Origin of the sequence: Rouxiella aceris (assembly GCF_012933545.1) — a bacterium.
Lineage (GTDB): Bacteria > Pseudomonadota > Gammaproteobacteria > Enterobacterales > Enterobacteriaceae > Rouxiella > Rouxiella aceris.
This window is the reverse complement of the sequence record NZ_JAADJU010000002.1, coordinates 442,362-468,797: the sequence shown is the minus strand read 5'-3', so window position 1 is coordinate 468,797 and position 26,436 is coordinate 442,362. Positions and strand designations below refer to the sequence as shown.

Here is a 26,436-nt window from a genome sequence, read left to right as displayed (position 1 = left end):
ACGCAGGTTAACGGGTTAGCAGGCGGTGTGACAATACCGCCTAGTCACTACGACTTAACGACACGCTTTTGATCTGTGCATAGAGCCATTGGCCGGGACGGATCAGTAATTCGTCACGCGCCCATGGCGTAATTTTGGCCCACAGCACATGGTCGGCCATCGCCAGTTTCACTTCCACCGCATTGTCTACGTCGATCACTTCCAGCACTTTCGCCGACAGAATATTACGAATACTGCTGTTATTGGCGGTGGGTTGCAGCACCAGCGACACATCCGCTGACTGCACGCGAATACGCATCGGCGTTCCCGGCGGCGCATCGACTTTGGAGATCCACAGCCGCTCACCGCCCAGCGCCAGCGCCGTCATCTCATAGCGCGGGTGATGCTCAAGCACTTTGACATTAAGTACGCTGCTCTGCTCTTCGCGCGGCAACCAGGGACGCATAACGCTGCTGGCCCACACCTCTTCAACCTCGCCAAATGCCAGCACTTTGCCCTTATCAAGGATTAGCACCTTTTCGGCCAGGCTGAGAATTTCATCCATGCTGTGAGTGACATATAAAATCGGGGTACGCACCTGTTGCGCCAGACGTTCCAGATAGGGCATCAGTTCGCGCTTGCGTGGCAGATCCAACGCCGCCAGCGGCTCATCCATCAGCAATAACTCAGGGCCGCTCAACAAGGCACGCCCTATGGCCACCCGCTGTTTTTCGCCACCAGAGAGCGTGAGCGGGTAGCGATTTAACAGTGAGTCAATACCCAGCAACTGCACGATATTATCAAACTGCGCACGCATGCCTGACACCATGCCATATTGCAGATTGCCACGAACCTTATAATGCGGAAACAAGCGGGCATCTTGAAAAACATAGCCAATCCGCCGTTTCTCGGGGGCGATAAAAATGGCTTTACGCCGTTGCGGATCGCGCAGCGACAGAATACGATCGTTAAGCACAATCGAGCCGCTGTCCGGCCGGGTCAGACCGGCAATAGCGTTGATCAGCGAGGTTTTGCCTGCACCCGAGAGACCAAAAATGGCGGTAATGCCGCTTTCCGGCAAATCGGCAGTAACCTCAAGGGAGAGATCGCCCACTTGCTGAGTGAAATCCAGAGATAACATTAACCCCCCAAACGCTTACGGCTTCGCCGGGCAAGCAGATCAGAAATCATTAAGGCAGCCAAAGAAAGCAGAATGGCCAACAGGCAGAGTCTGCCCGCTGCGCCTTCCGCTCCCGGCGTTTGAATCAGGGTATACATCGCCAGCGGAATGGTTCGAGTTTCGCCAGGGATATTGGAAACAAAAGTAATGGTGGCACCAAATTCACCCAGTGAACGGGCAAATGACAAGACAATACCGACAATAATACCAGGCAGAGAAAGTGGCAAGGTAATGGTAAAAAATACCTTCCAGGTCGAGGCACCCAGGGTTTTCGCCGCCTGCTCAAGCCGCAGATCAATGGCTTCCAGAGACTGACGAATGGCACGGACCATTAACGGAAAGGCCATCACCGCCGATGCCAGCACCGCCCCTTTCCAGCTAAAACTGACGCTAAAACCAAACCAGTCATACAACCACTCACCGATCCAACCTTTACGCCCCATGATCACCAGCAACAGATAGCCGATCACCACCGGGGGTAACACCAGCGGTAAGTGGATAATGCTGTCAAACAGGGATTTGCCCGGGAACCGGCAACGTACCAGTACCCAGGCAGTCAGAATACCAAGCGGCAGACTGCCTATCACCGCCAGGCTGGCGATCCTGAGACTCAGTATCACCGCCTGCCACTCATATTCACTCAATATCATTAGCGTGGGGTAAATCCATATTGTTTGAAAATGGCACCGGCAGCAGGGGTTTTCAGATACGCAAAGAACGCACTGACTGCCGGGTTTTCATGACCCTTGACAATGGCCATCGGGTATTCGACCGGCTTGTGGCTGGACTCTGGAAATACGCCGACAACCTTCACTTTTTTACTGGCAATGGCATCTGAGCCATAAACAATGCCCAACGGTGACTCTTGACGTTCCACCAGCGCCAGGGCACTGCGCACATCACTGGACGGCGCCAATTTCGCCTCCAGCGCTGACCAGGCACCAAGATTTTGTAATGCTTCCTTGGCATAAATACCGGCAGGGACATGGGCCGGGTCACCCACGGCTAACAGGCTACCATTAAGCAGCGTCACCCACGGAGTTTGTTTATTAATTTCAATCTTGTTCAGTTTACTGTCTGTAGCAGCGACCAGCACCAGTTGATTACCTAACAAGGTATAGCGAGTATTGTCGACCATCAACTGTTTACTGACTGCATAATCCATCCACTGCTGATCGGCAGAAATAAACAGATCGGCCGGTGCTCCCTGCTCCAGCTGTTTTGCCAATGTCGAAGAGGAAGCGAACGAAGAGACCACTTCGACTTTTTTATCTTTCTGATACTGCGTCGCAATATCCTGCAACGCATTGGTCAGCGAGGCCGCAGCAAACACGGTAATTTTTTCCGCCGCCTGTGCCTGGCTAAACACACCCGCCGCCAGCACCGCAACCGTTAAACCTTTACCCAGAGTAATACGCATCGAGTTTTCCTTTATTAGTGATGTTAATCAGAACGCTGTATAAGCGGCAATATAACGTGAAAACTCGTGATCGCATAAAACTTATCGGCAAAGTTCGGCGTAACTTGAAAGGATTTGATCGGGCGCAATAAACAAAGAAAACCCGGCGCAGTGGCCGGGCGGATGCAGCATAAAAGCGGTGGGGATTAAGATTTGTGTTCGCTGCGTGTTTCTTTCGGGTGACCGACGTTGGAGATCAGGTTAAACAGTTCACCCATGCCATAGATAAGCCCGAGAATAACGGCGATAAACACTGGCACCATAATGACTGCAAACAGCAAACTCTCTAGTAGTTCTAACATAAAGGCCTCACTCTGCTGGCTGAAAACGCCCTGAAGGCGAAAGCAAAAACTCTGTAAGCAATCTTAACAGTGAATTTGTACAATTACTTTAGCTATTCGCCAACTGACACGCATATTGCGTGAGCTTGGCGGTTTAAGAAATAACGAGGATCGGCGACAATGCGCGCCTCCTTCTGTCACTGGACCCAAATTATGCAAGCCGAAATCCTGTTAACCTTAAAACTTCAGCAGCGTGTGTTTGCCGACCCGCGGCGTATCGAGCTGCTTAAACAGGTTAAAAATACCGGCTCAATCAGTCAGGGCGCCAAGCTCGCCGGCATCAGCTATAAAAGCGCCTGGGATGCCATTAACGAGATGAATTTGCTGGCAGATCAAACGCTGGTAGAGCGTAATACCGGCGGTAAAGGCGGCGGCGGTGCCCAGCTGACCCGCTACGGTGAACGCCTTATTCAGCTTTTTGATTTACTGGGACAAATTCAACAAAAAGCCTTTGATGTACTGAAAGATGATGGCCTGCCTCTCGACAGCTTGCTGGCGGCCATTGCACGTTTTTCACTGCAAACCAGCGCCAGAAATCAGCTGTTTGGTACGGTGATTGAACGTAATCATCAAGAAGTGCAGCAACATATTAATGTGTTGCTGGCCGATGGACAGACGCAGCTCCGCGCCGCCCTCACCCAACAAAGTGCCGATCGACTGTCACTGTTGCCAGGCAAGGAAATTCTGGTATTGATCAAAGCCCCGTGGATCACCCTGAGTTATCAGCCAGACCATGCCGACAACGCGCTGGCCGGTAAGGTCCAGAGCATTCAGCAAGGGGCAGACAATTGCGAAGTGCTGATCGCCTTAAACGCCGGTGAAGTGCTCTGTGCAACGGTGCCTACGGCGCAGGTCAGCGAGCTGGCACTGCAAGAAGGCGCGCAGATCTATGCCCTTTTCGATGCCGATAAAGTGATAGTCGCCACTCTCTGTTAAAAAAGAGATTACTATTCAATATCTTGCATTTTCAGCGTTGATAATTTGCAGAATTGTCAATTGACTTAACCCGCCGATCCGCTTATCCCTGAAAAGCGTAATGCGCCCTTTGCCGCCAGGATGCAGACCAAAACAGCGCTCTTTGCGGAGGTAGCGGCAATTTGAAAGATCAACGGGTTAACAGGCAAACAAGAGATGACATCATTAACCATATCCCAGGCTATTTTCCGGCTTAGTGATACTCGCACATTGTCACTGGCGGAACTGCATTTGTCACAGGGCGAGTCCTGGGCGTTTGTTGGTTCCAACGGCAGCGGAAAATCAGCGCTGGCGCGGGCAATTGCCGGTGATTTGCTGTTGCTTAACGGCGAGCGCCATAGTGACTTTAGCAATATTGTGCGGCTCTCTTTTGAGCAGTTGCAAAAATTGGTCGCCGACGAATGGCAGCGCAATAACACTGACATGCTAAGTGCCGATGAAGACGATACCGGACGCACCACCGCCGAAATTATTCAGCATCAGGTCGCAGATGCCACGCGCTGCGCAACATTAGCGGCACAGTTTGGTATTGCCCATTTGCTGACGCGTCGCTTTAAATATCTTTCTACCGGCGAAACGCGCAAGACGCTGCTGTGTCAGGTATTAATGCAACAACCGGACCTGTTGGTGCTGGACGAACCCTTTGACGGTTTGGATGTTTCTGCTCGCCAGCAGTTGGCCGACACCCTGGCGCAGCTGGCCGCCCAGGGGCAGACCATGGTGCTGGTGTTAAACCGTTTTGATGATATTCCAGCCTTTGTGCAGCACGTTGGCGTGCTCGCCGACTGTACGTTGGCCTCGGTCGGCCCGCGTGAACAGGTTTTGTCTGACGCCCTGATTGCGCAGTTGGCCTATAGCGAAACACTGGACGGTATGCCGTTGCCGGAGACCGAAGATCCCCCTCGTCAGGTGCGACCTCCCGAGGGCGAAGCTTTGATTGTGTTACGCAATGGCGTAGTGCAATACAACGATAAACCGATTTTACACGGTCTGAACTGGCAGGTTTCCCCTGGCCAGCATTGGCAAATTACCGGGCAAAATGGCGCGGGTAAATCGACCTTACTCAGTCTGATCACCGGCGATCATGCACAGGGGTACAGTAATGACCTGACGCTGTTTGGCCGTCGTCGCGGCAGCGGAGAAACCATCTGGGATATCAAGCGTCATATTGGTTACGTCAGCAGCAGCCTGCATCTCGATTACCGCGTCAGTTCCAGCGTGCGCAATGTGATTTTGTCTGGTTTTTTTGATTCGATTGGGATTTATCAGGCGGTTTCCGATCGTCAGCAGCAGCTGACCACGCAGTGGCTGGAGTTATTGGGTTTGGCTGGCAGCACTGCCGATCTGCCTTTCCACAGTTTATCCTGGGGTCAACAGCGTCTGGCACTGATTGCCCGCGCCTTGGTGAAGCATCCGGCATTACTGATCCTCGACGAGCCTTTGCAAGGTCTCGATCCGCTGAATCGTCAATTGGTACGCCGCTGGATAGATATTTTGATAGCCGAAGGCCGCACGCAATTACTGTTTGTTTCCCACCACGCCGAGGATGCCCCGCAATGTATTACCCATCGGTTATCGTTTGTGCCGGAGGGGGAGATTTATCGTTATGAAGTAGAGGTTTTGGCTTAAATGACAATTTGTGGCTTAAAAGGCAATTGGCTGTGAGGAGTTGTTTCGGTTTTAGCTTAAATGACAATTTCTCATTTTAAAATCAATTGGCTTTAGAGGAGCTGTATCGGGTTTGGCTTAAATGGCAATTTTTGGTTTTAACGTCAATTAACTCCGAGGAGCTGTTTCGGTTTTATAATTGCGGGGGCAGCTTAACCGACTGTGCCGAACCGAGTTAAGGAGCGCTGGCCCGCTCCTTAACAATCCTTGGCCTTTTGGTGTCTTTGATTCGTCTGCTGCCTATTACCGGCTATGTTTCAGTCACTCCCAGCGTGGCACGAGCCGCGCTGCTGCGCAGTCCCCTTGCTCGGTCGGGAGCCAAAAACGTCTCCCTCCGCTTCGCGCGGCGCCGTCTCTGAATGTGCCAGCCAACTATGTAAACAGTGCCGGTTTGGCTTAAATGGCAATTTTTGGTTTTAAAGACCATTGGCTATGAGGAGCTGTTTCGGTTTTAGCTTAAATGGCAATTTATGGCTTAAAGTCAATTAACTCCGAGGAGCTGTTTCGGTTTTATAATTGCAGTGGCAGCTTAACCCGCTGTGCCGAACCGAGTTAAGGAGCGCTGGCCCGCTCCTTAACAATCCTGGGCCTTTTGGTGTTGTTGATTCGTCTGCTGCCTATTACCGGCTATGTTTCAGTGACTCCCAGCGTGGCACGAGCCGCGCTGCTCCGCAGTCCCCTTGCTCGGTCGGGAGCCAAAAACGTCTCCCTCCGCTTCGCGCGGCGCCGCCTCTGAATGTGCCAACTAGCTATGTACTTCGTACCGGTTTGGCTTAAATGGCAATTTTTGGTTTAAAGTCAATCGGCTATGGGGAACTGTTTCGATTTGGGCTTAAGTGTCAATTTTTGGTTTTAACGTCAATTAACTCCGAGGAGCTGTTTCGGTTTTATCATTGCGGGGGCAGCTTAACCGACTGTGCCGAACCGAGTTAAGGAGCGCTGGCCCGCTCCTTAACAATCCTGGGCCTTTTGGTGTTGTTGATTTGTCTGCTGCCTATTACCGGCTATGTTTCAGTCACTCCCAGCGTGGCACGAGCCGCGCTGCTGCGCAGTCCCCTTGCTCGGTCGGGAGCCAAAAACGTCTCCCTCCGCTTCGCGCGGCGCCGTCTCTGAATGTGCCAGTAGACTATGTAAACAGTGCCGGTTTGGCTTAAATGGCAATTTTTGGTTTTAACGTCAATTAACTCCGAGGAGCTGTTTCGGTTTTATAATTGCAATGGCCACTTAACCCGCTGTGCCGAACCGAGTTAAGGAGCGCTGGCCCGCTCCTTAACAATCCTGGGCCTTTTGGTGTCTTTGATTCGTCTGCTGCCTATTACCGGCTATGTTTCAGTCACTCCCAGCGTGGCACGAGCCGCGCTGCTACGCAGTCCCCTTGCTCGGTCGGGAGCCAAAAACGTCTCCCTCCGCTTCGCGCGGCGCCGTCTCTGAATGTGCCAACTAGCTATGTACACCATACGGTTTCAGAAACTACTGTTTTGTCTTTTTGTCTTTTTGTCTTTGCAGTTGACCTTTAATGTTGCCGGTTTTGCTTTAAATGCTTCCTGGCCGATTCAAAACCTACGTCGAGCGCAGCGTTGAGTGACAACAGCCTTACCGTTGGCACGAAACCAAGCGAGAGGACCGCGCAGCGGCGTGGTTTAGGCCACACACAAATGTCACTGGAAAGAACTACAACCGAGGGCACGACACTGTTCAATTTGGACAAGGCGCAGGATTCCAAAGGAGGCGCGCCTTCGCCTCCTTTGGGCGGTCTGGGCCGCCGCCCAGTGAGCGCAGCGAATGCCCTTGACCTTGAAGTTGACGTTAAAACCCAAAATTGCCATTTAAGCCAATCCCGGTTTTGCTTTAAATGTTTCCTGGCCGATTCAAAACCTACGCTGAGCGACGTGGAGCGAGACGCTTTTGGCTCGCGACCGAGTGAAGGGACCGCGAAGCGGCGTGGTTTAGGCCACACACCGATGTCACTGGAAAGAACTACAACCGAGGGCACGACACTGTTCAATTTGGACAAGGCGCAGGATTCCAAAGGAGGCGCGCCTTCGCCTCCTTTGGGCGGTCTGGGCCGCCGCCCAGTGAGCGCAGCGAATGCCCTTGACCTTGAAGTTGACGTTAAAACCCAAAATTGCCATTTAAGCCAATCCCGGTTTTGCTTTAAATGTTTCCTGGCCGATTCAAAACCTACGCTGAGCGACGTGGAGCGAGACGTTTTTGGCTCGCGACCGAGTGAAGGGACCGCGAAGCGGCGTGGTTTAGGCCACACACTGATGTCACTGGAAAGAACTACAACCGAGGGCACGACACTGTTCAATTTGGACAAGGCGCAGGATTCCAAAGGAGGCGCGCCTTCGCCTCCTTTGGGCGGTCTGGGCCGCCGCCCAGTGAGCGCAGCGAATGCCGTTGACCTTGACCTTGACCTTGACCTTGACCTTGACCTTGACCTTGACCTTGAAGTTAAATTCAAATAAAAAATTTGCAATTAAAAACCCCAATGTATGCGATTACACCCCACAGCCATCAACGATACCTTAAGTCAAATTAGCATTTCACTCCCCATAGTATCCCCCCCTTGCCAGTGCTAAACTATACAGTGTAAACGATTCCATTTTAAAAGATGGATCACCTTTTTGCGCGCGACAGCGTGTTATTGTTATCGGCATCATTACCTTTAAGGAGTCCTTATGTACGTTCTTGTTACTGGTGGTAGCGGTTACATAGGTAGCCACACATGTGTTCAATTAATTAAAGCGGGCTATACGCCAATCATTCTGGATAATCTTTGTAACAGCAAAGCCAGCGTTTTAGAGCGCATCACTACTCTGACGGGTAAAACCCCTGTGCTTTATCAAGGCGACATTCGCGATCGTGCCTTGCTTGATACCATTTTCCAGCAGCATAACGTGCACTCCGTGATTCACTTTGCCGGGCTAAAAGCCGTCGGCGAATCCGTGAATAAGCCAATGGAATACTACGATAACAACGTTTATGGCTCCCTGGTGCTGGTTGAAGCCATGCGCGCAGCTGGCGTGACCAATCTGATTTTCAGCTCTTCGGCTACCGTCTATGGCGATCAGCCAAAAACGCCTTATGTCGAAGACTTCCCGACCGGCACGCCGTCAAGCCCATATGGCCGCAGCAAATTGATGGTTGAACAGATCCTGCAAGACCTGCAGCGCGCCGAACCGCAATGGAGCATCTCGCTGCTGCGCTACTTCAATCCGGTCGGTGCCCATCCGTCAGGCTTGATGGGCGAAGATCCGCAAGGCATTCCCAATAATCTGATGCCGTTTATCGCTCAGGTTGCCGTTGGTCGTCGTGAATCACTGTCCATCTTTGGTAACGACTACCCAACAGAAGATGGTACCGCCGTGCGTGACTATATCCACGTCGTTGACCTCGCCGATGGCCATCTGGCTGCCATGAAAACCCTGCACAACAAACCAGGTGTACATATCTATAACCTCGGTGCCGGTATCGGCAAAAGCGTGCTGCAGGTAGTCAACGCATTTAGCGCAGCCTGTGGCAAACCGGTGAGTTATCAGTTTGCCCCACGCCGCGCCGGTGATCTGCCTGCCTACTGGGCCGATCCGACCAAAGCCGCCAATGAGCTGAACTGGCGCGTCAGTCGTACGCTGGAAGATATGGCCGCCGACACCTGGTTGTGGCAATCCAAAAACCCACAGGGCTACCCGGATTAAGGAAGAATGATGTCTAGCTTTGACCCGATTGAACATCCACATCGGCGCTACAACCCACTGAGCGATCAGTGGGTATTAGTCAGCCCACACCGTGCAAAACGCCCCTGGCAGGGCCAGCAGGAAACCCCGTCACAGGAGACGCTGCCCGCGCACGATCCTGACTGTTTCCTGTGTCCGGGCAACACTCGAGTAACCGGTGACGTTAACCCTGATTATCAGGGTACGCACGTGTTTACCAATGATTTTGCCGCTCTGATGCCCGATACCCCCTTTGCTCCCGAGAGCGAAGATCCGCTTATGCGCTGCCAAAGCGCACGCGGTACCAGTCGGGTGATCTGCTTTTCTCCCGATCACAGCAAAACGCTGCCACAGTTGTCAGTGGATGCGCTGGAAAAAATTGTTGTGACCTGGCAGGAACAGAGTGCCGATTTGGGCAAAACCTACCCTTGGGTGCAGGTATTTGAAAATAAAGGTGCGGCCATGGGCTGCTCCAATCCTCATCCTCATGGTCAAATCTGGGCCAACAGCTTTCTGCCTAACGAAGCGGAACGGGAAGACCGTCTGCAAAAACAGTATATGGCGCAGCACGGCAGCTCAATGCTGGTGGACTATGTGCAACGCGAACTGGCCGATGGCAGTCGAACAGTAGTGGAAACCGAACACTGGCTGGCGGTGGTCCCTTACTGGGCAGCATGGCCGTTTGAAACCCTGCTACTGCCGAAAGCACCGGTACTGCGTATTACCGAACTGACCGAGGCTCAACGCCACGATCTGGCGCTGGCGCTGAAAAAGCTCACCAGCCGCTACGACAACCTGTTCCAATGCTCATTCCCCTACTCAATGGGTTGGCATGGTGCTCCCTATATCGACGGTGACCTGTCGCACTGGCAGTTGCACGCACATTTTTACCCACCGCTGCTGCGTTCAGCAACGGTGAGAAAATTTATGGTCGGCTATGAAATGCTGGCCGAAACCCAACGAGACCTGACCGCCGAACAAGCCGCCGAGCGGCTGCGCGCAGTCAGTGATGTTCATTATCGTGAAGCCGGAGTGAAATAATGGAATTAAAGAACAAGACGTTAAAAATCTTCGAAGACGCATTTGGCTACCCGGCAACCATTACCATTAAAGCCCCCGGCCGCGTCAATCTGATCGGCGAACATACCGATTATAACGACGGTTTTGTGCTGCCCTGCGCCATTGACTATGAAACGGTAATTGCCTGTGGGCAACGTAATGACCGCATCATTCGCGTAATTGCTGCCGATTACGATAATCAGCAAGACAGCTTCTCGCTCGACGAGCCGATTGTCAGCACCGCGTCTCTGCCCTGGGCAAACTATGTGCGCGGCGTCATCAAGCATCTGCAACTGCGCAATGGCGATTTCTCCGGCGCCGATATGGTAATCAGCGGTAATGTGCCGCAGGGCGCAGGGCTAAGCTCTTCCGCCTCCCTGGAAGTTGCCGTCGGTCAGGCGTTGAAATCCTTGTACGATCTGCCGCTGGACGGCGTGCAGTTGGCGCTTAACGGTCAGGAAGCAGAAAACCAGTTTGTCGGCTGTAACTGCGGCATTATGGATCAGCTAATTTCCGCGCTGGGTAAAGAAAACCACGCTCTGCTGATCGACTGTCGCAGCCTGGAAACCAAAGCAGTATCGATGCCAACAAATGCCTCGGTGGTGATCATTAACTCCAACGTTAAACGGGGTCTGGTCGACAGCGAATATAATGCCCGCCGTGAACAATGTGAAAGCGCGGCGCGTTTCTTTGGTGTAAAAGCCTTGCGCGATGTCAATCTGGCGCAGTTTACCGCCACCAGCGATAAACTGGACCCGGTGGTAGCACGCCGTGCGCGTCATGTGATCACCGAAAACGATCGCACCCTGGCCGCTGCCGATGCGCTGAGCAAAGGCGATCTGCGAGAAATGGGCGTATTGATGGCGCAGTCTCATGCTTCAATGCGTGATGATTTCGAAATCACCGTACCGCCTATCGATGCGCTGGTAGAAATTGTCAAATCAGTGATTGGCGATCAAGGCGGCGTGCGTATGACCGGCGGCGGTTTTGGTGGCTGTATTGTGGCGCTGATGCCGAATGAACTGGTCGATGCGGTGCGTAAAACCGTGGCGCAGCAATACCATGCTAAAACCGGTTTCAAAGAAACCTTTTACGTCTGCCAGGCCTCCGAAGGAGCCAGCGTATGTTAAAGCCAGTGGACACCCAGCGAGCCCCCGATGGTTCGCCTTTTCAGTTGGTCACGCTAAAAAATCCTTCCGGGGCTACGGCAACCTTTATGGATTGGGGTGCAACCTGGCTCTCTTTTGTTCTACCGTTGAGCAACGGTGAACAGCGTGAAATGCTGTTGGGCTGTCAGGATCCCGAATCCTACCTCCATCAAAGCGCCTATCTGGGCGCGACCGTGGGGCGTTATGCCAATCGTATTGCACGCGCCCAGTTTCAGATCGACTGCAAACCGCATCTACTGGTGGCCAATCAGGGTGTGCACCAGTTGCACGGCGGCCCTGAAGGTTTTCACGCCCGTCGCTGGAGCATTACCAGTTACAGCGAGCAGCAGGTCAGTTTTCAGCTGTTTTCACCCGATGGCGATCAGGGTTATCCCGGCGATTTGACGGCAGAAGTCCAGTATGTGCTCACCGACGATAATCGGATTGAAATCAATTACAAGGCACAGGTAGACAAGTTGTGTCCAGTCAATCTGACCAATCATGCCTACTTTAATCTCGATGGCGAAGGCCACGACGCCCGTCAGCAAAAGCTGCAGCTGTTTGCCGAACGTTTTCTGCCAATCGACAGCGACGGCATTCCCTGCGCCGATCTGACGACAGTGGAAAATACCGGCATGGATTTCCGCACGCCTAAAACGCTGGCGCAGGATTTCCTCAGCGATCGCGACCAACAGCGGGTCAAGGGCTATGATCACGCCTACCTGCTGTTTCCTACCTGCAACGCCAATGATAATCCGGCGGCGCATCTGTGGTCAGCGGATCAGTTGGTGAAAATGACGGTGTTTACCTCTGCCCCTGCCTTGCAGCTGTACAGCGGTAATTTCCTCAACGGTACCCCTAACCGCAGCGGTGGCGAATATGCCAACTTTAGCGGCGTGGCGCTGGAGAGTGAGTTTTTACCGGATAGTCCAAACCATGGCACCTGGCCACAGCCAAGCTGTTGGATAAAACCGGGACAAGGCTATCATTCTTCAACGGTATATCAGTTTTTTGCGCTGTAACTGAAACAGGCCCGCGTGGCGATCCGCGCGGGCCTGTTTAGGTCACTTAACCAGCTTGTCGGTCCTGTCCGCCATCAAAAATCAACATTTACCCCCAACTGGAAGCTTCTGCCTGGCTCCACGGCCAGCGCCTGATTTTGCTTGTCCTGATTGGTGGTATTTTCAATATCACGGCTGCTGAGATAATCCCAATATTTACGATCGGTCAGATTGTAGATCCCGCCGCTGATTTTAACCGTCGGCGTCACCCGATAGTAAGCGGTCAAATCCACCAGACCATAGCCGGGAATACGCATATAGGTATTGGTGGCGTCGGTCAGCGCGCTGCCATTGTTACTATAGGTCTCTCGATTGGTGGCCTCGGCCCGCTTGCCGCGCTGGAAGGTGGTGGTGATGGCCGTACCATAGACCTGCGAAGGATCGTCCCAGGCCATGCCAATCACTAACTTCATAGGCGCAACGCTGTCGAGGTCGACGTATTTATCCCCGCTGTAGCTGGATTTCGATTTCCCCTGGTTATAACCCACAGCAACGGTGGTGCTCAGCCCATTCAGTTGCTGATACCAGGTACCGTAGTTGATTTTGCTGGTCAACTCTCCGCCATAAATATAGGCACGATCGCGATTGGCGGCTTGATAGGCGATATAAATATTGCCCGGTATATTGCCAAAAATGTCAGGATTGGCACTGCGCGTATAGCGGTTATAGGCAATAAAGTTTTTATAACTGGTGTAGAACACTGACCCGCTAAAGGTAACACCCGGCGTCGCTTCCCCTTTCAGTCCCATCTCGAAGGAGTTGCTGGTTTCGGTTTTCAGATCGTTATTGCCGATCAACGCATACTGCTGCGTCCCGGCATAGGTGGATCCCAGGTTCCAGGTGCCATACAGATTACTGGCATCCGGGAATTGCGCGCCGCGCTTATATTGCAGATAAGCGGTCAGCGTTGGTGACAGATCGTACAACAAGCTTAAGGATGGCAGGATCTGCGTATCGCTATTGCTACCGCCATACAGGGCCGCCGCCTCATCTGCGCTAAGGGCTCCGCTGGACAGGCTGTCAAAATTGCTGGCTTTGGTGTGTTGATACACCGCCCGTAATGCCGGCACCAGCGAGAGGTCGTGGCCGCCAACATCCCAGGTCATCTTGTCCTGCACAAACCCGCCCAGCTGATAGCTGCGGCTATTGGCTTCCGGTTGCATAATCACCGTGTAAACAGACGATGGCGGATCCTGGCTGAAAGGACGCTGGGTATTGATTTGTTTACCATTAAGACCGGCGCTGAAATGATGGATCCCCCACTCTTTCGCTGCCCGCGTTTCAAAACCGTAAGTGCGGGTATTGTAGTCAGACTTGACGCTCTGGTAATCACCCGCCGAGGTGGTCGGCATATAGGTATCGTCGTGGGCTTGCGCGTTTTGCATATAAACGCGGGTATCCAGTTGATCGATGGCGCTGAAATTGCTCGGCGTCCAGCGATCTTTCAGACTCAGGCTCCAGCGGCGGGTATCGCTTTGCTGTTGCGCATTGCCAAGCACGGCGCTGCCAGCGGTATTCCAGGTATCGAGACGACTGTTCAGGGTTTTGTCGTAATAGTCGGCGCTCGCCGTAAACTGATGTTCATCGTTTGGCTGCCAGATAGCGCTGCTCAATAGCGCCGTCGAATGCCAGTTAGCGGGAAATGCGCTGACGCTGCCGCTATTATTACGCGTTTGCTGACCATTACGCTGGCTGAGCACAAAGATCCCGCGCAGGATTTCATCGCCTCCTGCCACCGTCAGGCCGTTATGCCAGTTGCGGTTGGCAGAGTCATAGTCGCTTTGATAACCAAAGTAGTGGTGTTTGTTGGGCGACAAATAGTTGTCGGCAGATTTTGGCTGGAAGGAGACCGATCCGCCAATCGAGCTATTGGCGTTATCCGCCGCCGTGGTGCCGGATTGAATATCTATACCCTCATACATATAAGGGTCGAGGTAATCGCGACCGATACCAAAGGTTCCCAGACCGGTACGGCCAACATAACTACGACCGGTAGCATTGGGCAGCGGGATGCCATCAACATCAATACCGACCCGATTACCTTCCATACCGCGAATGTTGTAGCTGCTATAGCCGCTGCGATCAAAGCCGCTTTTGCCTGCCGAGGAACCACCGGCAGAATGGGGGGCAGACACCAAAGGCTGGTAGCGCATAATAGTACCAAAATCGTTGCCGCCGCTGCGTTGCATATCCGCCGCGCTGATATGGGTGGCAGTACCGGCTTTTTTCTCGACCTTGGGTGACAATACCGTCATCTCTTCGCCAGTTTCACTCTTTTTAGCTGCAGCTGGCGGCGTTTTATCGTGCGACGCCCCTTTGGCCACCAGCGGCGGAATGGCACTGCTATTTTCTGCAGCAACGGCATTGAGAATTGAACTGGCAATCAAACTTAAGCAAAGAAGGCTGTTGAGCGGGCGCGTTCCTTTGTGTGTAGACATAAAAAAAACCTTAAAATAATAGGATTATTATTTTGCTCAGCAATTGTTAACCAAATAGCAAATGAAACAACACCCTGTTATTAATCAGGATTTAATGACGCAATATTTTGTAATGAAAATGATAATAATTATCATAATCATTCGTGTCAATGTGCAATTGTATCCTCCGCGTTATAAAAAAATGGCGATGATGGCGGAAATTTTGTGAGTTAACCCGGCATGAAACGGGGATTTTCCGGCAAAACCGAGCGGGGCATCTACGCTTACAGAGTGTCCTGGCAATCAGGGCGTCATCAAGGAAAGGAGTGAACTATGCGTTTAGCTGTTCTGTTATCTTTAGTTGCTACACTTTGTCTCGGCGGGAATGTACTGGCGGCCGAGACCGCAAAAGCGCCCTCCCCGGCACAGGCGGCACAACGTCAAAAAATGACCGATTGCAATCAACAGGCAACCACGCAAAATCTCAAAGGTGATGAACGTAAAACCTTTATGAGCCACTGCCTGAAAGCCGAAAGTAAAACCCCGGACAAAGCCATGTCAACGCAGCAAAGCAAGATGAAAAGCTGTAATGCCGACGCAAGCAAAAAGAATCTGAAAGGCGATGCGCGCACCACTTTTATGAGTCAGTGTCTGAAAAAAGCCGCTTAATTTATTGTGACGAAAATGCAATACCACCACGCACAGGCAGAAGACTCTGACTGTGCATTTCGTTTAATGATTGCCGTATCAGGGGCTCAGGACATATAATGATAACCGTTATCATTGGAATTTCAGTAAATTGAGGAGTTTAGCTATGGCTGTAACCAAGCTGGTTCTTGTAAGACACGGCGAAAGTGAGTGGAATAAAGAAAACCGTTTTACTGGTTGGAAAGACGTCGAGCTGTCAGACAAAGGTCGCACTGAAGCCAAACAAGCAGGTCAACTGCTGAAAGATGAAGGCTTCCATTTTGATTTCGCTTATACCTCTGTGCTGAAACGTGCCATCCACACGCTCTGGAATATTCTGGACGAACTGGATCAACCGTGGTTGCCGGTAGAAAAATCCTGGAAACTGAACGAACGTCACTACGGTGCGTTGCAGGGTCTGGATAAAGCTGAAACCGCGCAGAAATACGGTGACGAACAAGTAAAACAATGGCGTCGCGGTTTTGCCGTTACTCCACCAGAACTGACCAAAGATGATGAGCGTTTCCCGGGCCACGACCCGCGTTATGCAAAATTGCGTCCTGAAGAATTGCCATGCACCGAGAGCCTGGCGCTGACCATCGATCGCGTTATTCCTTACTGGACTGAAGTGATTAAACCACGCATTGAAAGCGGCGAGCGCGTTATCGTTGCCGCTCACGGCAACTCACTGCGTGCGCTGGTTAAATACCTGGATAACTTGAGCGAAGACGAAATTCTTGAGCTGAATATCCCGACCGGTGTTCCACTGGTGTATGAGTTTGATGAACAATTCAAACCTATTAAACACTACTACCTGGGTAATGCCGACGAAATCGCGGCAAAAGCGGCTGCAGTTGCCAACCAGGGTAAAGCGAAGTAATTGCCACGGCCTGCGGGCTGAGGATCGCCAGAATGCCGGCTTGCCTTTGGGCAGCCGGCTTTTTTTATGCTGACGTCCGAATTTATTATTTTAGTTGGGCGGGCGTTTAAATAGATTGCATTATTTGCTACAGCGAAACGACAGTTACGCAATAAATTAAACCAGGCAGTTAATATATCATTTCCCCGGCCTCTATAACGACAAAGTCCCAACCTTGCGGCCAGGACTTTGCTGTGCGAGAGAATTACGCTATCTCGCAATACGCGGTGAGGATTACCCTTTAGCTACAACAGGTAACCTGACGGGGCGCAGGAATTAACCGCGACGCTGTTTGACCGCCTGCGCCAGATTACGTAGCAGGATCTCGGTGTCTTCCCAGCCAATACAGGCATCGGTCACACTCTGACCATAGGTCAATGGTTCACCGGTATCCAGACTCTGGCTGCCTTCCACCAGATGGCTCTCGACCATCACGCCGATAATCGCCTGCTCGCCCTGGGCCAACTGACCACAGACATCTTCACAGACTTCCATCTGTTTCTTAAACTGTTTACTGCTATTGGCATGACTGAAATCAATCATGATTTGTGCAGGCAGGCCGCCTTTTTTCAGGCCTTCTTTTACTTCTTTCACATCTTGCGCGCTGTAGTTTGGCTGTTTGCCACCGCGCAAAATGATATGGCAGTCACCGTTGCCGCTGGTGTTGACAATCGCGGAATGGCCCCATTTGGTTACCGACAGGAAGCAATGCGGCGCACCGGCAGCATTGATGGCGTCGATAGCGACTTTGATCGTGCCATCGGTGCCATTTTTAAAGCCCACCGGGCAAGACAAACCGGAAGCCAGTTCACGGTGAACCTGAGATTCGGTAGTACGTGCGCCAATAGCGCCCCAGCTCATCAGATCGGCCAGATATTGCGGGGTGATCATATCGAGAAATTCGCCCGCAGCCGGTAAGCCGCTGTCATTAATATCCAGCAACAATTTACGCGCAATGCGCAGCCCATCATTAATCTGGTAGCTGTTGTTCATTTGCGGATCGTTAATCAGCCCTTTCCAGCCCACTGTCGTACGCGGTTTTTCAAAGTAGACACGCATCACCACTTCCAGCTCACCGCGCAGCTCTTCGCGCAGAGTCAGCAGGCGTGAGGCGTACTCTTTTGCCGCTTTCGGATCATTAATAGAGCAGGGACCAATTATCACCAACAGACGATCATCATTACCTTTCAATATCTTATGGATAGCGTTGCGCGCCTGGGAGACGGTCTTCGCGGCTTTATCCGTCGCGGGAAATCGTTCCAACAAAGCTACTGGCGGCAAAAGTTCCTTGATGTCTTTGATACGTAAATCGTCGTTTTGATAATTCATAACTGTTCCATTGGGTATTTCATAAAAGGACGGATCTCTATTCTAAGCGCGTCCAATCTAGCCGTATTGCGTACTGCTGTAAATCCGCTTTCTGCGATTATCGGGCATTTATCTTATTGCGAAGCTGCAATCATAAGCTAAGCTTTTACATAAGCAAACATTAACAAGCTTAAATGGTTTACTTACGATGGACAAGCTGCCGACAGCCTGTGTATCAGCTTGCAAATAACTGGTTATGAAAAATATATTTTTCATAATGTTAACTTGCATTTCGTTTGCTAATCCCAAGATAAAAATTGCCCTCAAGCGTAGTTTTAAATACGTTTATATTGTCGATATTGATTAATAAATCTAAACATTTTGCGTTTCTGATTATTTAGACGATGCAATGACAAATACCCCAAGATGGAGATGAGGATTATGAACAAGCTCGCGATGATACTTCTTGCCACAGGTTTAGCCTTGAGTAGTGGTGTTGCATTAGCAGAAGGTACTGATGCCGGTTCCAACAACGGCAATGCCAACGAAAGCGGTGGCGCAGGGTCGATTCAGAAAATTGCCCCCAATTCGGTTGATAACAGCAAAATCAATACCTCCGATACCAACACGGCAACATCCAAACACCACAAAACGACCAAAATGCATAAAAAGACCAGTAAAAATACCGACCATAAAATTGCTATCTGTAAAGATGGTCGCTGCCCGAATCAAACTCCGGGAAGTAAACAATCTGCCGAAACCGGCAACTGATTTTATGCCGTTCTGATCTGGCAGGGAGTGCCGACTCCCTGCCACCTTTTGACGATTTCCCCGCCGTTTCTGGTCAATAGCGCCATTTGCAACCGTCCAGGCTTAAGTTATTCTAAAGCTCTTTCTTTGCACTGAGCTGACTATGCCAAGGCTACTGTTAGTCGATGACCATCCTTTAGTTGAAGTGGCGATCGCCGCCGCGTTACAACGCGCTGACCGCGACTGGGTCCTCGACAGTGCGGCTGATGACATCGAGGCCATGGCTCATATGTCACGCTGTGCCTATCAATTGGTTATTCTTGATATCGGCCTGCCCCAGGTTGATGGCTTACAGTTGCTCAAACGGCTGCTACGCCACTATCCGGCGCAACCGGTACTGATTTATACCGCCCAGGAAGAAGAGGTCTACGCGCGTTTGGCGTTGGCTGCAGGAGCCAGTGGCTTTATTAATAAAGGCCAGCCGATGCAAGAACTGGTAAAAGCCTTTGAAGTGCTAAGCCAGGGCGGCAAATACTTCCCCGCCTGGTTAGCGACAGACAGCGATGACGGAAGCGAGAGTGATGGCATCACTTCGCCGCTCACGCCGAAAGAGTTACAGATTATCGGCTTGCTGGCGCAGGGACATTCCAATCTGCAAATTGCCGAGATGTTGACCATCAGCAATAAAACCGTCAGTACCCACAAGAAAAATATCCTGCGTAAAACCGGCGCTAATAATTTGTTTGAATTGGCGGCGGTTTATAAAGAACTGCAGCATTTATGAAATGGCTTAAGCTGCTTATTATGGTAATTGGCGTCTGGGTCGCCAGTTATTGCCTGGCCTCTCCCGCGGTCCCTTATCATCTGGTCAGCAACCTGACGTTGCCAACCGATCTGTTGCTTAACGGCGTCGCCAATCCCTGGCGCGGCAAAACTCTGCGCGTTGGTATCCTTAGCGATAACAGCAGCCCTTACAATATTATTATCGATAGTGATTATTACGGGCTGAATGCCGATTACCTGAACTATGTGCAACAGGTGACCGGTATACGCTTTATGCTCAGCGGCTATGACTCCAGTGATGCCCTGTTACAGGCATTGCAACAGGGGCAAATTGACCTGCTGTATGGCATGCCTGACAACCCGCTGCCGCCGGGCATCTGGGCCAGCAAAGCCTATTATGTCAGCCCATTGCGCGTGCTGCGCAGTCGGCAGAACAGCCGCCAAATCATGGTCAATTCCCCTGCGGCAGAGATTGCTATCAGCAAGATGACCGGCATGCAGGCCTACCACAGAATTAACCAACTAAGCCAACATATTCAGTCGTTTGATAATAACCTGCAGGCGATCTACTCGCTATTGAATGGCAAAAGCGACTATATGATTGTCGATGAAGCCAGCGCCAGTTTTATTATTGACCAGCTGCAACTGGGGCAAATTTATCAGGTAGAGACAGCGCTCAATTTCGGTAATTTATCGTTTATCTTCGCCAGCCGAGATCAACCGCTGTTAACTATGCTCAATCAAACACTGAGCGGCACCCCGATGGAGGTGATGAACCAGCTACAGGGGCGCTGGAACAAACCGATCCCCAGTTATCTCGATACCGGCAATGCAGCCTTGACCCCGATGGAGAGTCAGTGGGTAAAACAGAATCCGGTGGTCAGCTTTGCAGCAATGGACAATGATTATCCCTTTGTTTATCGCGGCTCAGACGGTCAGGCGCACGGTTATGCCATCGATATTTTAAATATAATTGCGCAAAACAGTGGGCTGCGTTTTACGCCGGTGTGGTCGGCGAATGCCGAACAGTCCGACCGCGACGTCAGCCAGGGAAAGGCACTATTTCGCGCGGTATTGCCGCTCTACCAGCAGACCCGGCAGCAGTATGAAAGCAGTATGCCTTTTCATCGTTCACTGTGGGGTGTGTATGTCGCGCAAGCCAGCGGCAATATCTCCACCTGGCAGGATCTGCATGCCAAACGCATAGGGGTGGTGCGTGGCGATCTGGCAGGGGCGCTAATCCCGGCGGATCAGGAGGTGAGGATCTTCAATGACAGTCCGGCACTGTATGACGCGCTGGCTCAAGGCCAGATCGACGCGCTGGTCGACAATATCGTCACCGCCAATTTCACTGCCCTGTCGCGCTATGCCGGGGTGATCAAGCTGGCGTTTGCCGCCAATAATATTTCTTATCCTATCGCCTTTGGCGTCGATAAAAACCAACCCCTGTTGTTGAGTATCCTTGATAAGAATCTGCAACAGATCCCGGCCCAGACCTTGCAATCACTACGTGATGAATGGCTAAGCGATCGTCGTAATCTGATTGATGCGGTCAACGATAATCGCATGCAGCCGCAGATGACCGGGTTGCTGATCCTGTTGGCGGTGGCGGTAGCCGTACTGCTGATTATTCTGGCGCGTCGCCTCTATCTGCAGCGCAAAGACAAACATGAGCGCCAACGGCTGGAGATCGCCCGTCAGGTAGCAGAGCAGGCCAACCACGCCAAGAGCCGTTTTCTGGCCACCATCAGCCATGAGCTGCGCACTCCCATGCATGCTATTCTTGGGCTGTTGGAGCTGGAGCTAAAAACCTCGCCTCGCGTCGGGGAGAATATTCCGTTGGTTTACAGTTCGGCGTCGTCATTAATGAATCTGCTTAACGACCTACAGGACTATGCACGCCTCGACAGCGGCACGTTAACCCTGTCACCTCGCCCGTTGCTGCTGGATCCGTGGCTAAATCAGCTGGAAAAACTCTTTATCCCGTTGATTGGTCAGCGCCCTATCACCTTCAGGCTAGAACGTGCAGGTCCATTGCCAGAGGCGATTGTCATCGACAGCGACCGCCTGATGCAGATTATGAATAATCTGATTGGTAATGCCATCAAGTTTACCTCTGCCGGTACCATTAGCGTGACGCTCAACTGGCAAGCAGCGGATACGCCAGACGGCGTACTGCGCATTGACGTGGTCGATAGCGGCAGCGGTATCGCCTTGCCGGAGCAGGACAAGCTGTTTCAGCCTTTTTATCGCGCCGCCGGGGCGCAGCGCATTTCAGTACAAGGCAGCGGACTGGGTCTATCGGTCTGCAAAGAGATTGTCGAGACAATGTCTGGCACCATCACGCTGACCTCTACCCTCGGTGTCGGCACCCGGGTGACCGTCACTCTGCCGGCGCCCCGCCTGCCGCCAGGAGCCATCGCCGAAGCGGCGCCAGCGCTTGAACCTCAAGGACAACAAGAAAAACCAGGCTTTCCATTGCGGGTTGCCGCCATTGACGATCACCCTACCAATCTACTGCTTATTCAGCGTCAGTTGCTGATCTGCGGCATTCATGCCGAGGTGTTTGAAAGTGGCAGAACCTTTTTGCAGGCGCATTATTTGTCGCCCTTTGACCTGTTATTTATCGACTACAATATGCCACACCCCGATGGCGTCACCCTTAGCCGCCTGATCCGACGTCAGGAGCAGCAACTGGGTCGTCAGCCGTGTCATATTGCCCTGTGTTCGGCCGATGTTCAGGAGTTTACCCGTTTGCCGGTCACCCCGCTGAAAGTGCAGGATTTTGTCACCAAGCCCATTGCGTTGGCGGCCATTGAAGATATTTTGACGCGGGTACAACAACAGCAGCAGCAAGATTTGGCGTCGCTGGACAGCGCCATCAAAGAGCGCGGAAATCAGGATCCCCGGTTGGTGAAACGCCTGCTGGATACCCTTGAGCAAACGCTGAGCGAAGACGGGCAGCGTTTGCTACAGGCCTATCAGAAGCGGGATAGCGCGGCGATGGGCAAAGCGGTGCATCGCATTAAAGGCAGCTTGCTGATACTGGGTGAAGCAGAACAGGCGGCGCGCTGCCAGCAGCTTATCGTCCAGTGTCAGCAAGGCAAGATAACGGAACAAGCCTATAATAAGGTTATCAATCCATTACAGGATCTGCTGCGCAAATTGCATATCCTGCGCGCAGCAGCCGCTGCCGCAACACATTGATCCGCCGCGTCCTCTGGCGCTCAACAATAAGGAACAACATGACAGCCCAGTCTCTTTTACCTGAGGATAGAAATAGCCGCCGTTTACTGTTGGCTTTTTTGGTGACCCTGATCTTTATGGTGGCCGAAGTGCTTGGCGGCTTTATCTCCGGCTCGCTGGCCCTGCTGGCCGATGCCGGTCATATGCTGACGGATGCCGCAGCGCTGTTGATGGCGTTGCTGGCGGTGCGTTTTGCACGGCGTAAAGCCAACGCCCGCCATACCTTTGGCTATTTGCGTCTGACCACCATGGCCGCCTTTGTTAATGCCTCGGCGCTATTACTGATAGTGATATTGATCCTCTGGCAAGCCATTCGCCGCTTTATGACCCCTGAACCAGTGCTGGGCGGCACTATGTTGGCGGTGGCTATCGCCGGGCTGTTCGCCAATCTGCTGGCTTTTTGGTTACTGCATCAGGGGGAAGAAAAAGAGAATATTAATGTGCGGGCGGCAGCATTGCATGTGATGGGTGATTTGCTGGGTTCGGTCGGGGCGGTAGTGGCTGCGCTGGTGATTATGAAAACTGGCTGGACGCCAATTGACCCTATTTTATCGGTAGTGGTTTCCTGTCTGGTACTGCGCAATGCCTGGGGTCTGCTGCGGGAAAGTTTTCATGAACTGCTGGAAGGTACGCCGCAGGAAATTGATATCGACAAGCTGCGCAAAGATCTATCGCTGGCGATCCCGGAGGTGCGCAGTGTACATCATGTTCACGTCTGGCAAATCGGTGAGCAACGCCTGATGACCCTGCATACTCAGGTGATCCCCCCGCACGACCACGACGCGCTGTTAGCCAGAATGCAACACTACCTGCGAGAAAAGTACCGCATCGGCCATGCCACCATCCAGATGGAGTACGGAACCTGCGAAATGCCCGACTGTAATCTTAACGAAGGGCTGACCAGCGAGACGGGCCACGCCCATCATCATCACCACAATCACTCGCATTAACCTCATCATGGGCCCGCCAGGGCCCATGGTTTCTCGGTCAGGCATTGCCCTGAACGCGTAATTTCAGGCCAGCGGCAAAATCCAGCATACGGTTTAACGGGATCAGCGATTTAAGTCGCAAGCTTTCCTCCACTTCGACTGCATGCTGGCTTCCACCCTGCTCCAATCCATCAGCAATGGCTTTCAGTCCATTCATTGCCATCCACGGACAATGGGCACAGGTGCGGCAACTGGCACCTTCACCGGCGGTTGGCGCGGCAAACAGCTCTTTGTCGGGACAGGCCTGTTGCATTTTATAAAAAATACCGCGATCGGTGGCCACAATCAGTCTGTTGTTTGGCAACGTTCTGGCGGCCTGGATCAGTTGACTGGTGGAGCCCACAGCATCTGCCATTTCGACGATGGCCTGTGGCGACTCTGGGTGCACCAGCACAGCCGCATCGGGGTACAAGGCTTTCATGCGGGTCAACGCCTGGGTTTTAAACTCGTCATGGACGATACAGGCGCCCTGCCAGCAGAGAATGTCGGCTCCGGTCTGTTTACGCACATAATTACCGAGGTGGCGATCCGGTGCCCAGATAATTTTCTCACCCAGACTATCCAGATGCTCAATCAGTTCGACGGCGATACTTGAGGTGACCACCCAATCGGCACGGGCTTTCACCGCCGCTGAAGTATTGGCATAAACCACCACAGTGCGATCGGGGTGACTATCGCAAAAATCAGAGAAGGCCTGTTCGGGGCAGCCTAAATCCAACGAGCATTCGGCGTGCAGCGTCGGCATCAATACGGTTTTTTCCGGACTGAGAATTTTGGCGGTTTCGCCCATAAAGCGTACCCCGGCGACCAGCAGGGTCGAGGCCGAGTGTTGGCTGCCAAAGCGGGCCATCTCCAGGGAATCGGCGACACAGCCTCCGGTTTCCTCCGCCAGCGCCTGGATTTCGGGGTCGGTATAGTAATGAGCCACCATTACCGCATCACGCTCTTTAAGTAACCTTTTAATTTTTTCTTTATAAAAGTGTTTCTCAGTGTCGTTTAAGCAGGCCGGTTTGGGAGGGAAAGGATAAACCGCCGCGTTCAGGTCCAGGATATCGCTCATTACTCATCATCTCATCACGCCGTCAACATCAGGCTTGGAAGCAGGGTCAGCCTTTAGCGGGCCGTTTGTTTTGTATGCTAAACAAAATACTCTGATATCGGAGAAAAGTCGCTGTAATTTTGCTCTTATGAGGAAATTTGTTTAAGTGACTTAAAATTTAACAAAGGAATGGAGGATGGGACAGGGCATAGCAAGGAGAAGGAGGGGGATGGTACACCTGGCTCCGACGAAAAATATTTTCTCGCCCCTTAAAACGCAAAAAACGCCATCAGGCGCTTTTATCAATGTCTTAAACTGTTGAGGTGTGAGCGGTATCTCTTCACGCTAACCTGCTACAGAATATTATGCCTTGCGACTTAAACAGTGGTGGGTCGTGCGGGATTCGAACCTGCGACCAATTGATTAAAAGTCAACTGCTCTACCAACTGAGCTAACGACCCTCTGTTTACTGTCTTGCTGCTTTGCTGCCTTACTAAAACGTTCTCGATACTAAACAGTGGTGGGTCGTGCGGGATTCGAACCTGCGACCAATTGATTAAAAGTCAACTGCTCTACCAACTGAGCTAACGACCCTCTGTTTACTGTCTTACTGCTTTACTGTCTTACTAAAAACGTTCTTCATACTAAACAGTGGTGGGTCGTGCGGGATTCGAACCTGCGACCAATTGATTAAAAGTCAACTGCTCTACCAACTGAGCTAACGACCCACTGTTTCTGCCTAAAATGCTTGCCGCGGTAACCTGTTACAAGTTGTCTGGGCAACGGCGGCATATATTACTAATATATCTCGGCAGTGCAACTTAAATTTAAGGATTATGACCTGACTGCTTGTTCTTCAAGCACTCAGGCCCGAAAAGTAGGCAAAATGCTCACTTTTCGGGCCTGAATAACAAACTATTCTGCAGACAAACGTTTTTGCGCAAGCTTGGCGGATTCAGTATTTGGGTACTGTTTAACGACCTGCTGGAACACGGCTTTTGCTTTATCGCTCTGGCCCTTCTCCTGCATGATCACCCCAACCTTAAACATGGCGTCTGGGCTTTTCGGTGATTTCGGGAAATTTTTCACCACTACTGCATAAAAATATGCCGCATCATCTTTCTTACCCTTGTTGTAATACAACTGGCCTAACCAATAATTGGCATTAGGCAGGTAAGTCGATTTTGGATACTGCTTGATAAAGGCCTGGAATGCAGAAATGGCCTGATCGAAATCTTTCTTATCCAATGCCAGTGAAGCTGCGGCATTGTAATCGGTATTCTCGTCACCCGTGCTCGCCGGCGCAGCGTTGGCGGGTGCCTGGGCAGCAGAACCGGCATCAGCAGCGGAAGCGCCTGCTGCGGCACCTGCAGCTGCGGCATTCGCACCAGCAGAACCCTGGCTACTTAACGTATCCATCTGTTGGTAGATTTGCTTTTGACGATCGGTAATCTGGCTCAACTGGTATTGGTTTTCCTGGATTTGCCCACGAAGACTGTCAATATCACGTTGATTGTCAGAGAGTTGTTGCTGAAGTTGAGTTAATAGCTGGCCTTGACCGTTAGAAATACGTTCAAGGGTGGTGACTCGATCTTCTACCGAGCCTGAGCCGACATTACTGATTGGCGCCGAGGCAGTAGCGGCCCAGGGGGCCGCTACGCCAACCAATAACGACAGACTCAACAAGTGATGTCTGAAGTTACCGCTCATGC

At 51.9% G+C, this 26,436-nt stretch carries 21 protein-coding genes and 3 tRNA genes; 13 read left to right on the top strand and 11 right to left on the bottom strand.

The window, feature by feature from the left end:
* Positions 1 to 40 precede the first annotated feature (40 nt).
* The 4 genes from modC to GW590_RS05690 form a co-directional block, all read right to left on the bottom strand.
* A complete protein-coding gene (modC, locus tag GW590_RS05705) occupies positions 41 to 1,120 on the bottom strand; it encodes a molybdenum ABC transporter ATP-binding protein ModC (protein WP_169402037.1) in 1,080 nt (359 codons plus the stop codon).
* The gene (gene modB, locus GW590_RS05700) at positions 1,120 to 1,809 is read right to left on the bottom strand and encodes a molybdate ABC transporter permease subunit (protein WP_169402036.1); all 690 of its coding nucleotides are present in this window, start codon (positions 1,807 to 1,809) and stop codon (positions 1,120 to 1,122) included. Before modB ends, modC begins: the two co-directional genes overlap by 1 nt.
* The gene (gene modA / locus GW590_RS05695; RefSeq protein WP_169402035.1) at positions 1,809 to 2,579 is read right to left on the bottom strand and encodes a molybdate ABC transporter substrate-binding protein; all 771 of its coding nucleotides are present in this window, start codon (positions 2,577 to 2,579) and stop codon (positions 1,809 to 1,811) included. Before modA ends, modB begins: the two co-directional genes overlap by 1 nt.
* Positions 2,580 to 2,764: 185 nt before the next feature.
* Positions 2,765 to 2,920 (bottom strand): AcrZ family multidrug efflux pump-associated protein, encoded by a 156-nt coding sequence (locus GW590_RS05690; protein WP_169402034.1) that lies wholly within the window; start codon positions 2,918 to 2,920, stop codon positions 2,765 to 2,767.
* Between the two features lie 192 nt (positions 2,921 to 3,112).
* On the opposite strand from GW590_RS05690, the gene modE reads away from it, so the two are divergent.
* From modE to galM, 7 genes are all read left to right on the top strand, one after another.
* Positions 3,113 to 3,895 (top strand): molybdenum-dependent transcriptional regulator, encoded by a 783-nt coding sequence (gene modE / locus GW590_RS05685; protein WP_169402033.1) that lies wholly within the window; start codon positions 3,113 to 3,115, stop codon positions 3,893 to 3,895.
* A gap of 195 nt (positions 3,896 to 4,090) precedes the next feature.
* On the top strand, positions 4,091 to 5,563 hold the full coding sequence (gene modF, locus GW590_RS05680) for a molybdate ABC transporter ATP-binding protein ModF (protein ID WP_169402032.1): 1,473 nt from the start codon (positions 4,091 to 4,093) through the stop codon (positions 5,561 to 5,563).
* Between the two features lie 1,694 nt (positions 5,564 to 7,257).
* A complete protein-coding gene (locus GW590_RS05675) occupies positions 7,258 to 8,070 on the top strand; it encodes a hypothetical protein (protein ID WP_169402031.1) in 813 nt (270 codons plus the stop codon).
* A gap of 213 nt (positions 8,071 to 8,283) precedes the next feature.
* Positions 8,284 to 9,300, top strand: coding sequence for a UDP-glucose 4-epimerase GalE (galE, locus tag GW590_RS05670; protein WP_169402030.1), 1,017 nt, complete (start codon positions 8,284 to 8,286; stop codon positions 9,298 to 9,300).
* 9 nt (positions 9,301 to 9,309) lie between these two features.
* Positions 9,310 to 10,359 carry a galactose-1-phosphate uridylyltransferase gene (gene galT / locus GW590_RS05665; protein WP_169402029.1) on the top strand — a complete coding sequence of 350 codons (1,050 nt, stop codon included), beginning with the start codon at positions 9,310 to 9,312 and terminating at the stop codon, positions 10,357 to 10,359.
* Positions 10,359 to 11,507 (top strand): galactokinase, encoded by a 1,149-nt coding sequence (gene galK / locus GW590_RS05660; protein ID WP_169402028.1) that lies wholly within the window; start codon positions 10,359 to 10,361, stop codon positions 11,505 to 11,507. The genes galT and galK overlap by 1 nt, the downstream gene beginning before the upstream one ends.
* Entirely contained in the window at positions 11,501 to 12,547 is a 1,047-nt protein-coding gene (gene galM, locus GW590_RS05655; protein ID WP_169402027.1) for a galactose-1-epimerase, read from the top strand. Before galK ends, galM begins: the two co-directional genes overlap by 7 nt.
* Before the next feature lie 74 nt (positions 12,548 to 12,621).
* Here galM and GW590_RS05650 read toward each other — a convergent pair whose 3' ends face one another.
* Positions 12,622 to 15,024: a TonB-dependent receptor domain-containing protein gene (locus tag GW590_RS05650; RefSeq protein ID WP_169402026.1), complete on the bottom strand. Its 2,403-nt coding sequence runs from the start codon at positions 15,022 to 15,024 to the stop codon at positions 12,622 to 12,624.
* Between the two features lie 312 nt (positions 15,025 to 15,336).
* Between GW590_RS05650 and GW590_RS05645 the strand changes: the two genes are divergently transcribed.
* Both GW590_RS05645 and gpmA read left to right on the top strand, forming a co-directional pair.
* Positions 15,337 to 15,672, top strand: coding sequence for a PsiF family protein (locus GW590_RS05645; protein ID WP_169402025.1), 336 nt, complete (start codon positions 15,337 to 15,339; stop codon positions 15,670 to 15,672).
* Between the two features lie 145 nt (positions 15,673 to 15,817).
* The gene (gene gpmA, locus GW590_RS05640) at positions 15,818 to 16,570 is read left to right on the top strand and encodes a 2,3-diphosphoglycerate-dependent phosphoglycerate mutase (RefSeq protein WP_169402024.1); all 753 of its coding nucleotides are present in this window, start codon (positions 15,818 to 15,820) and stop codon (positions 16,568 to 16,570) included.
* A 315-nt stretch (positions 16,571 to 16,885) separates the two neighbouring features.
* On the opposite strand, the gene aroG is transcribed toward gpmA, so the two are convergent.
* Positions 16,886 to 17,938, bottom strand: coding sequence for a 3-deoxy-7-phosphoheptulonate synthase AroG (aroG, locus tag GW590_RS05635; protein ID WP_169402023.1), 1,053 nt, complete (start codon positions 17,936 to 17,938; stop codon positions 16,886 to 16,888).
* 420 nt (positions 17,939 to 18,358) lie between these two features.
* Here aroG and GW590_RS05630 point away from each other — a divergent pair, with 420 nt between their 5' ends.
* The 4 genes from GW590_RS05630 to zitB all read left to right on the top strand — a co-directional run bounded on the left by GW590_RS05630 (position 18,359) and on the right by zitB (position 23,646).
* The gene (locus GW590_RS05630; protein ID WP_169402022.1) at positions 18,359 to 18,688 is read left to right on the top strand and encodes a protein YbgS; all 330 of its coding nucleotides are present in this window, start codon (positions 18,359 to 18,361) and stop codon (positions 18,686 to 18,688) included.
* 142 nt (positions 18,689 to 18,830) lie between these two features.
* Positions 18,831 to 19,451, top strand: coding sequence for a response regulator (locus tag GW590_RS05625; protein ID WP_169402021.1), 621 nt, complete (start codon positions 18,831 to 18,833; stop codon positions 19,449 to 19,451).
* Positions 19,448 to 22,657 carry an ATP-binding protein gene (locus GW590_RS05620; RefSeq protein ID WP_169402020.1) on the top strand — a complete coding sequence of 1,070 codons (3,210 nt, stop codon included), beginning with the start codon at positions 19,448 to 19,450 and terminating at the stop codon, positions 22,655 to 22,657. The genes GW590_RS05625 and GW590_RS05620 overlap by 4 nt, the downstream gene beginning before the upstream one ends.
* Before the next feature lie 38 nt (positions 22,658 to 22,695).
* Positions 22,696 to 23,646, top strand: coding sequence for a CDF family zinc transporter ZitB (gene zitB, locus GW590_RS05615; RefSeq protein WP_169402019.1), 951 nt, complete (start codon positions 22,696 to 22,698; stop codon positions 23,644 to 23,646).
* Between the two features lie 37 nt (positions 23,647 to 23,683).
* On the opposite strand, the gene nadA is transcribed toward zitB, so the two are convergent.
* The 5 genes from nadA to cpoB form a co-directional block, all read right to left on the bottom strand.
* The gene (gene nadA / locus GW590_RS05610; RefSeq protein ID WP_169402018.1) at positions 23,684 to 24,745 is read right to left on the bottom strand and encodes a quinolinate synthase NadA; all 1,062 of its coding nucleotides are present in this window, start codon (positions 24,743 to 24,745) and stop codon (positions 23,684 to 23,686) included.
* Positions 24,746 to 25,109: 364 nt separating this feature from the next.
* Positions 25,110 to 25,185, bottom strand: a tRNA-Lys gene (locus GW590_RS05605).
* 57 nt (positions 25,186 to 25,242) lie between these two features.
* Positions 25,243 to 25,318, bottom strand: a tRNA-Lys gene (locus GW590_RS05600).
* 58 nt (positions 25,319 to 25,376) lie between these two features.
* A tRNA-Lys gene (locus tag GW590_RS05595) sits at positions 25,377 to 25,452 on the bottom strand.
* 187 nt (positions 25,453 to 25,639) lie between these two features.
* Positions 25,640 to 26,434, bottom strand: a complete 795-nt coding sequence (gene cpoB / locus GW590_RS05590) for a cell division protein CpoB (RefSeq protein WP_169402017.1) — start codon at positions 26,432 to 26,434, stop codon at positions 25,640 to 25,642.
* Positions 26,435 to 26,436 lie beyond the last annotated feature (2 nt).

What these genes read in the sequence shown, in the direction of transcription:
- modC (WP_169402037.1), bottom strand. Translation starts at nt 1,120, where the DNA reads ATGTTATCTCTGGATTTCACTCAGCAAGTGGGCGATCTCTCCCTTGAG.
- modB (WP_169402036.1), bottom strand. Translation starts at nt 1,809, where the DNA reads ATGATATTGAGTGAATATGAGTGGCAGGCGGTGATACTGAGTCTCAGG.
- modA (WP_169402035.1), bottom strand. Translation starts at nt 2,579, where the DNA reads ATGCGTATTACTCTGGGTAAAGGTTTAACGGTTGCGGTGCTGGCGGCG.
- GW590_RS05690 (WP_169402034.1), bottom strand. Translation starts at nt 2,920, where the DNA reads ATGTTAGAACTACTAGAGAGTTTGCTGTTTGCAGTCATTATGGTGCCA.
- modE (WP_169402033.1), top strand. Translation starts at nt 3,113, where the DNA reads ATGCAAGCCGAAATCCTGTTAACCTTAAAACTTCAGCAGCGTGTGTTT.
- modF (WP_169402032.1), top strand. Translation starts at nt 4,091, where the DNA reads ATGACATCATTAACCATATCCCAGGCTATTTTCCGGCTTAGTGATACT.
- GW590_RS05675 (WP_169402031.1), top strand. Translation starts at nt 7,258, where the DNA reads ATGTCACTGGAAAGAACTACAACCGAGGGCACGACACTGTTCAATTTG.
- galE (WP_169402030.1), top strand. Translation starts at nt 8,284, where the DNA reads ATGTACGTTCTTGTTACTGGTGGTAGCGGTTACATAGGTAGCCACACA.
- galT (WP_169402029.1), top strand. Translation starts at nt 9,310, where the DNA reads ATGTCTAGCTTTGACCCGATTGAACATCCACATCGGCGCTACAACCCA.
- galK (WP_169402028.1), top strand. Translation starts at nt 10,359, where the DNA reads ATGGAATTAAAGAACAAGACGTTAAAAATCTTCGAAGACGCATTTGGC.
- galM (WP_169402027.1), top strand. Translation starts at nt 11,501, where the DNA reads ATGTTAAAGCCAGTGGACACCCAGCGAGCCCCCGATGGTTCGCCTTTT.
- GW590_RS05650 (WP_169402026.1), bottom strand. Translation starts at nt 15,024, where the DNA reads ATGTCTACACACAAAGGAACGCGCCCGCTCAACAGCCTTCTTTGCTTA.
- GW590_RS05645 (WP_169402025.1), top strand. Translation starts at nt 15,337, where the DNA reads ATGCGTTTAGCTGTTCTGTTATCTTTAGTTGCTACACTTTGTCTCGGC.
- gpmA (WP_169402024.1), top strand. Translation starts at nt 15,818, where the DNA reads ATGGCTGTAACCAAGCTGGTTCTTGTAAGACACGGCGAAAGTGAGTGG.
- aroG (WP_169402023.1), bottom strand. Translation starts at nt 17,938, where the DNA reads ATGAATTATCAAAACGACGATTTACGTATCAAAGACATCAAGGAACTT.
- GW590_RS05630 (WP_169402022.1), top strand. Translation starts at nt 18,359, where the DNA reads ATGAACAAGCTCGCGATGATACTTCTTGCCACAGGTTTAGCCTTGAGT.
- GW590_RS05625 (WP_169402021.1), top strand. Translation starts at nt 18,831, where the DNA reads ATGCCAAGGCTACTGTTAGTCGATGACCATCCTTTAGTTGAAGTGGCG.
- GW590_RS05620 (WP_169402020.1), top strand. Translation starts at nt 19,448, where the DNA reads ATGAAATGGCTTAAGCTGCTTATTATGGTAATTGGCGTCTGGGTCGCC.
- zitB (WP_169402019.1), top strand. Translation starts at nt 22,696, where the DNA reads ATGACAGCCCAGTCTCTTTTACCTGAGGATAGAAATAGCCGCCGTTTA.
- nadA (WP_169402018.1), bottom strand. Translation starts at nt 24,745, where the DNA reads ATGAGCGATATCCTGGACCTGAACGCGGCGGTTTATCCTTTCCCTCCC.
- cpoB (WP_169402017.1), bottom strand. Translation starts at nt 26,434, where the DNA reads ATGAGCGGTAACTTCAGACATCACTTGTTGAGTCTGTCGTTATTGGTT.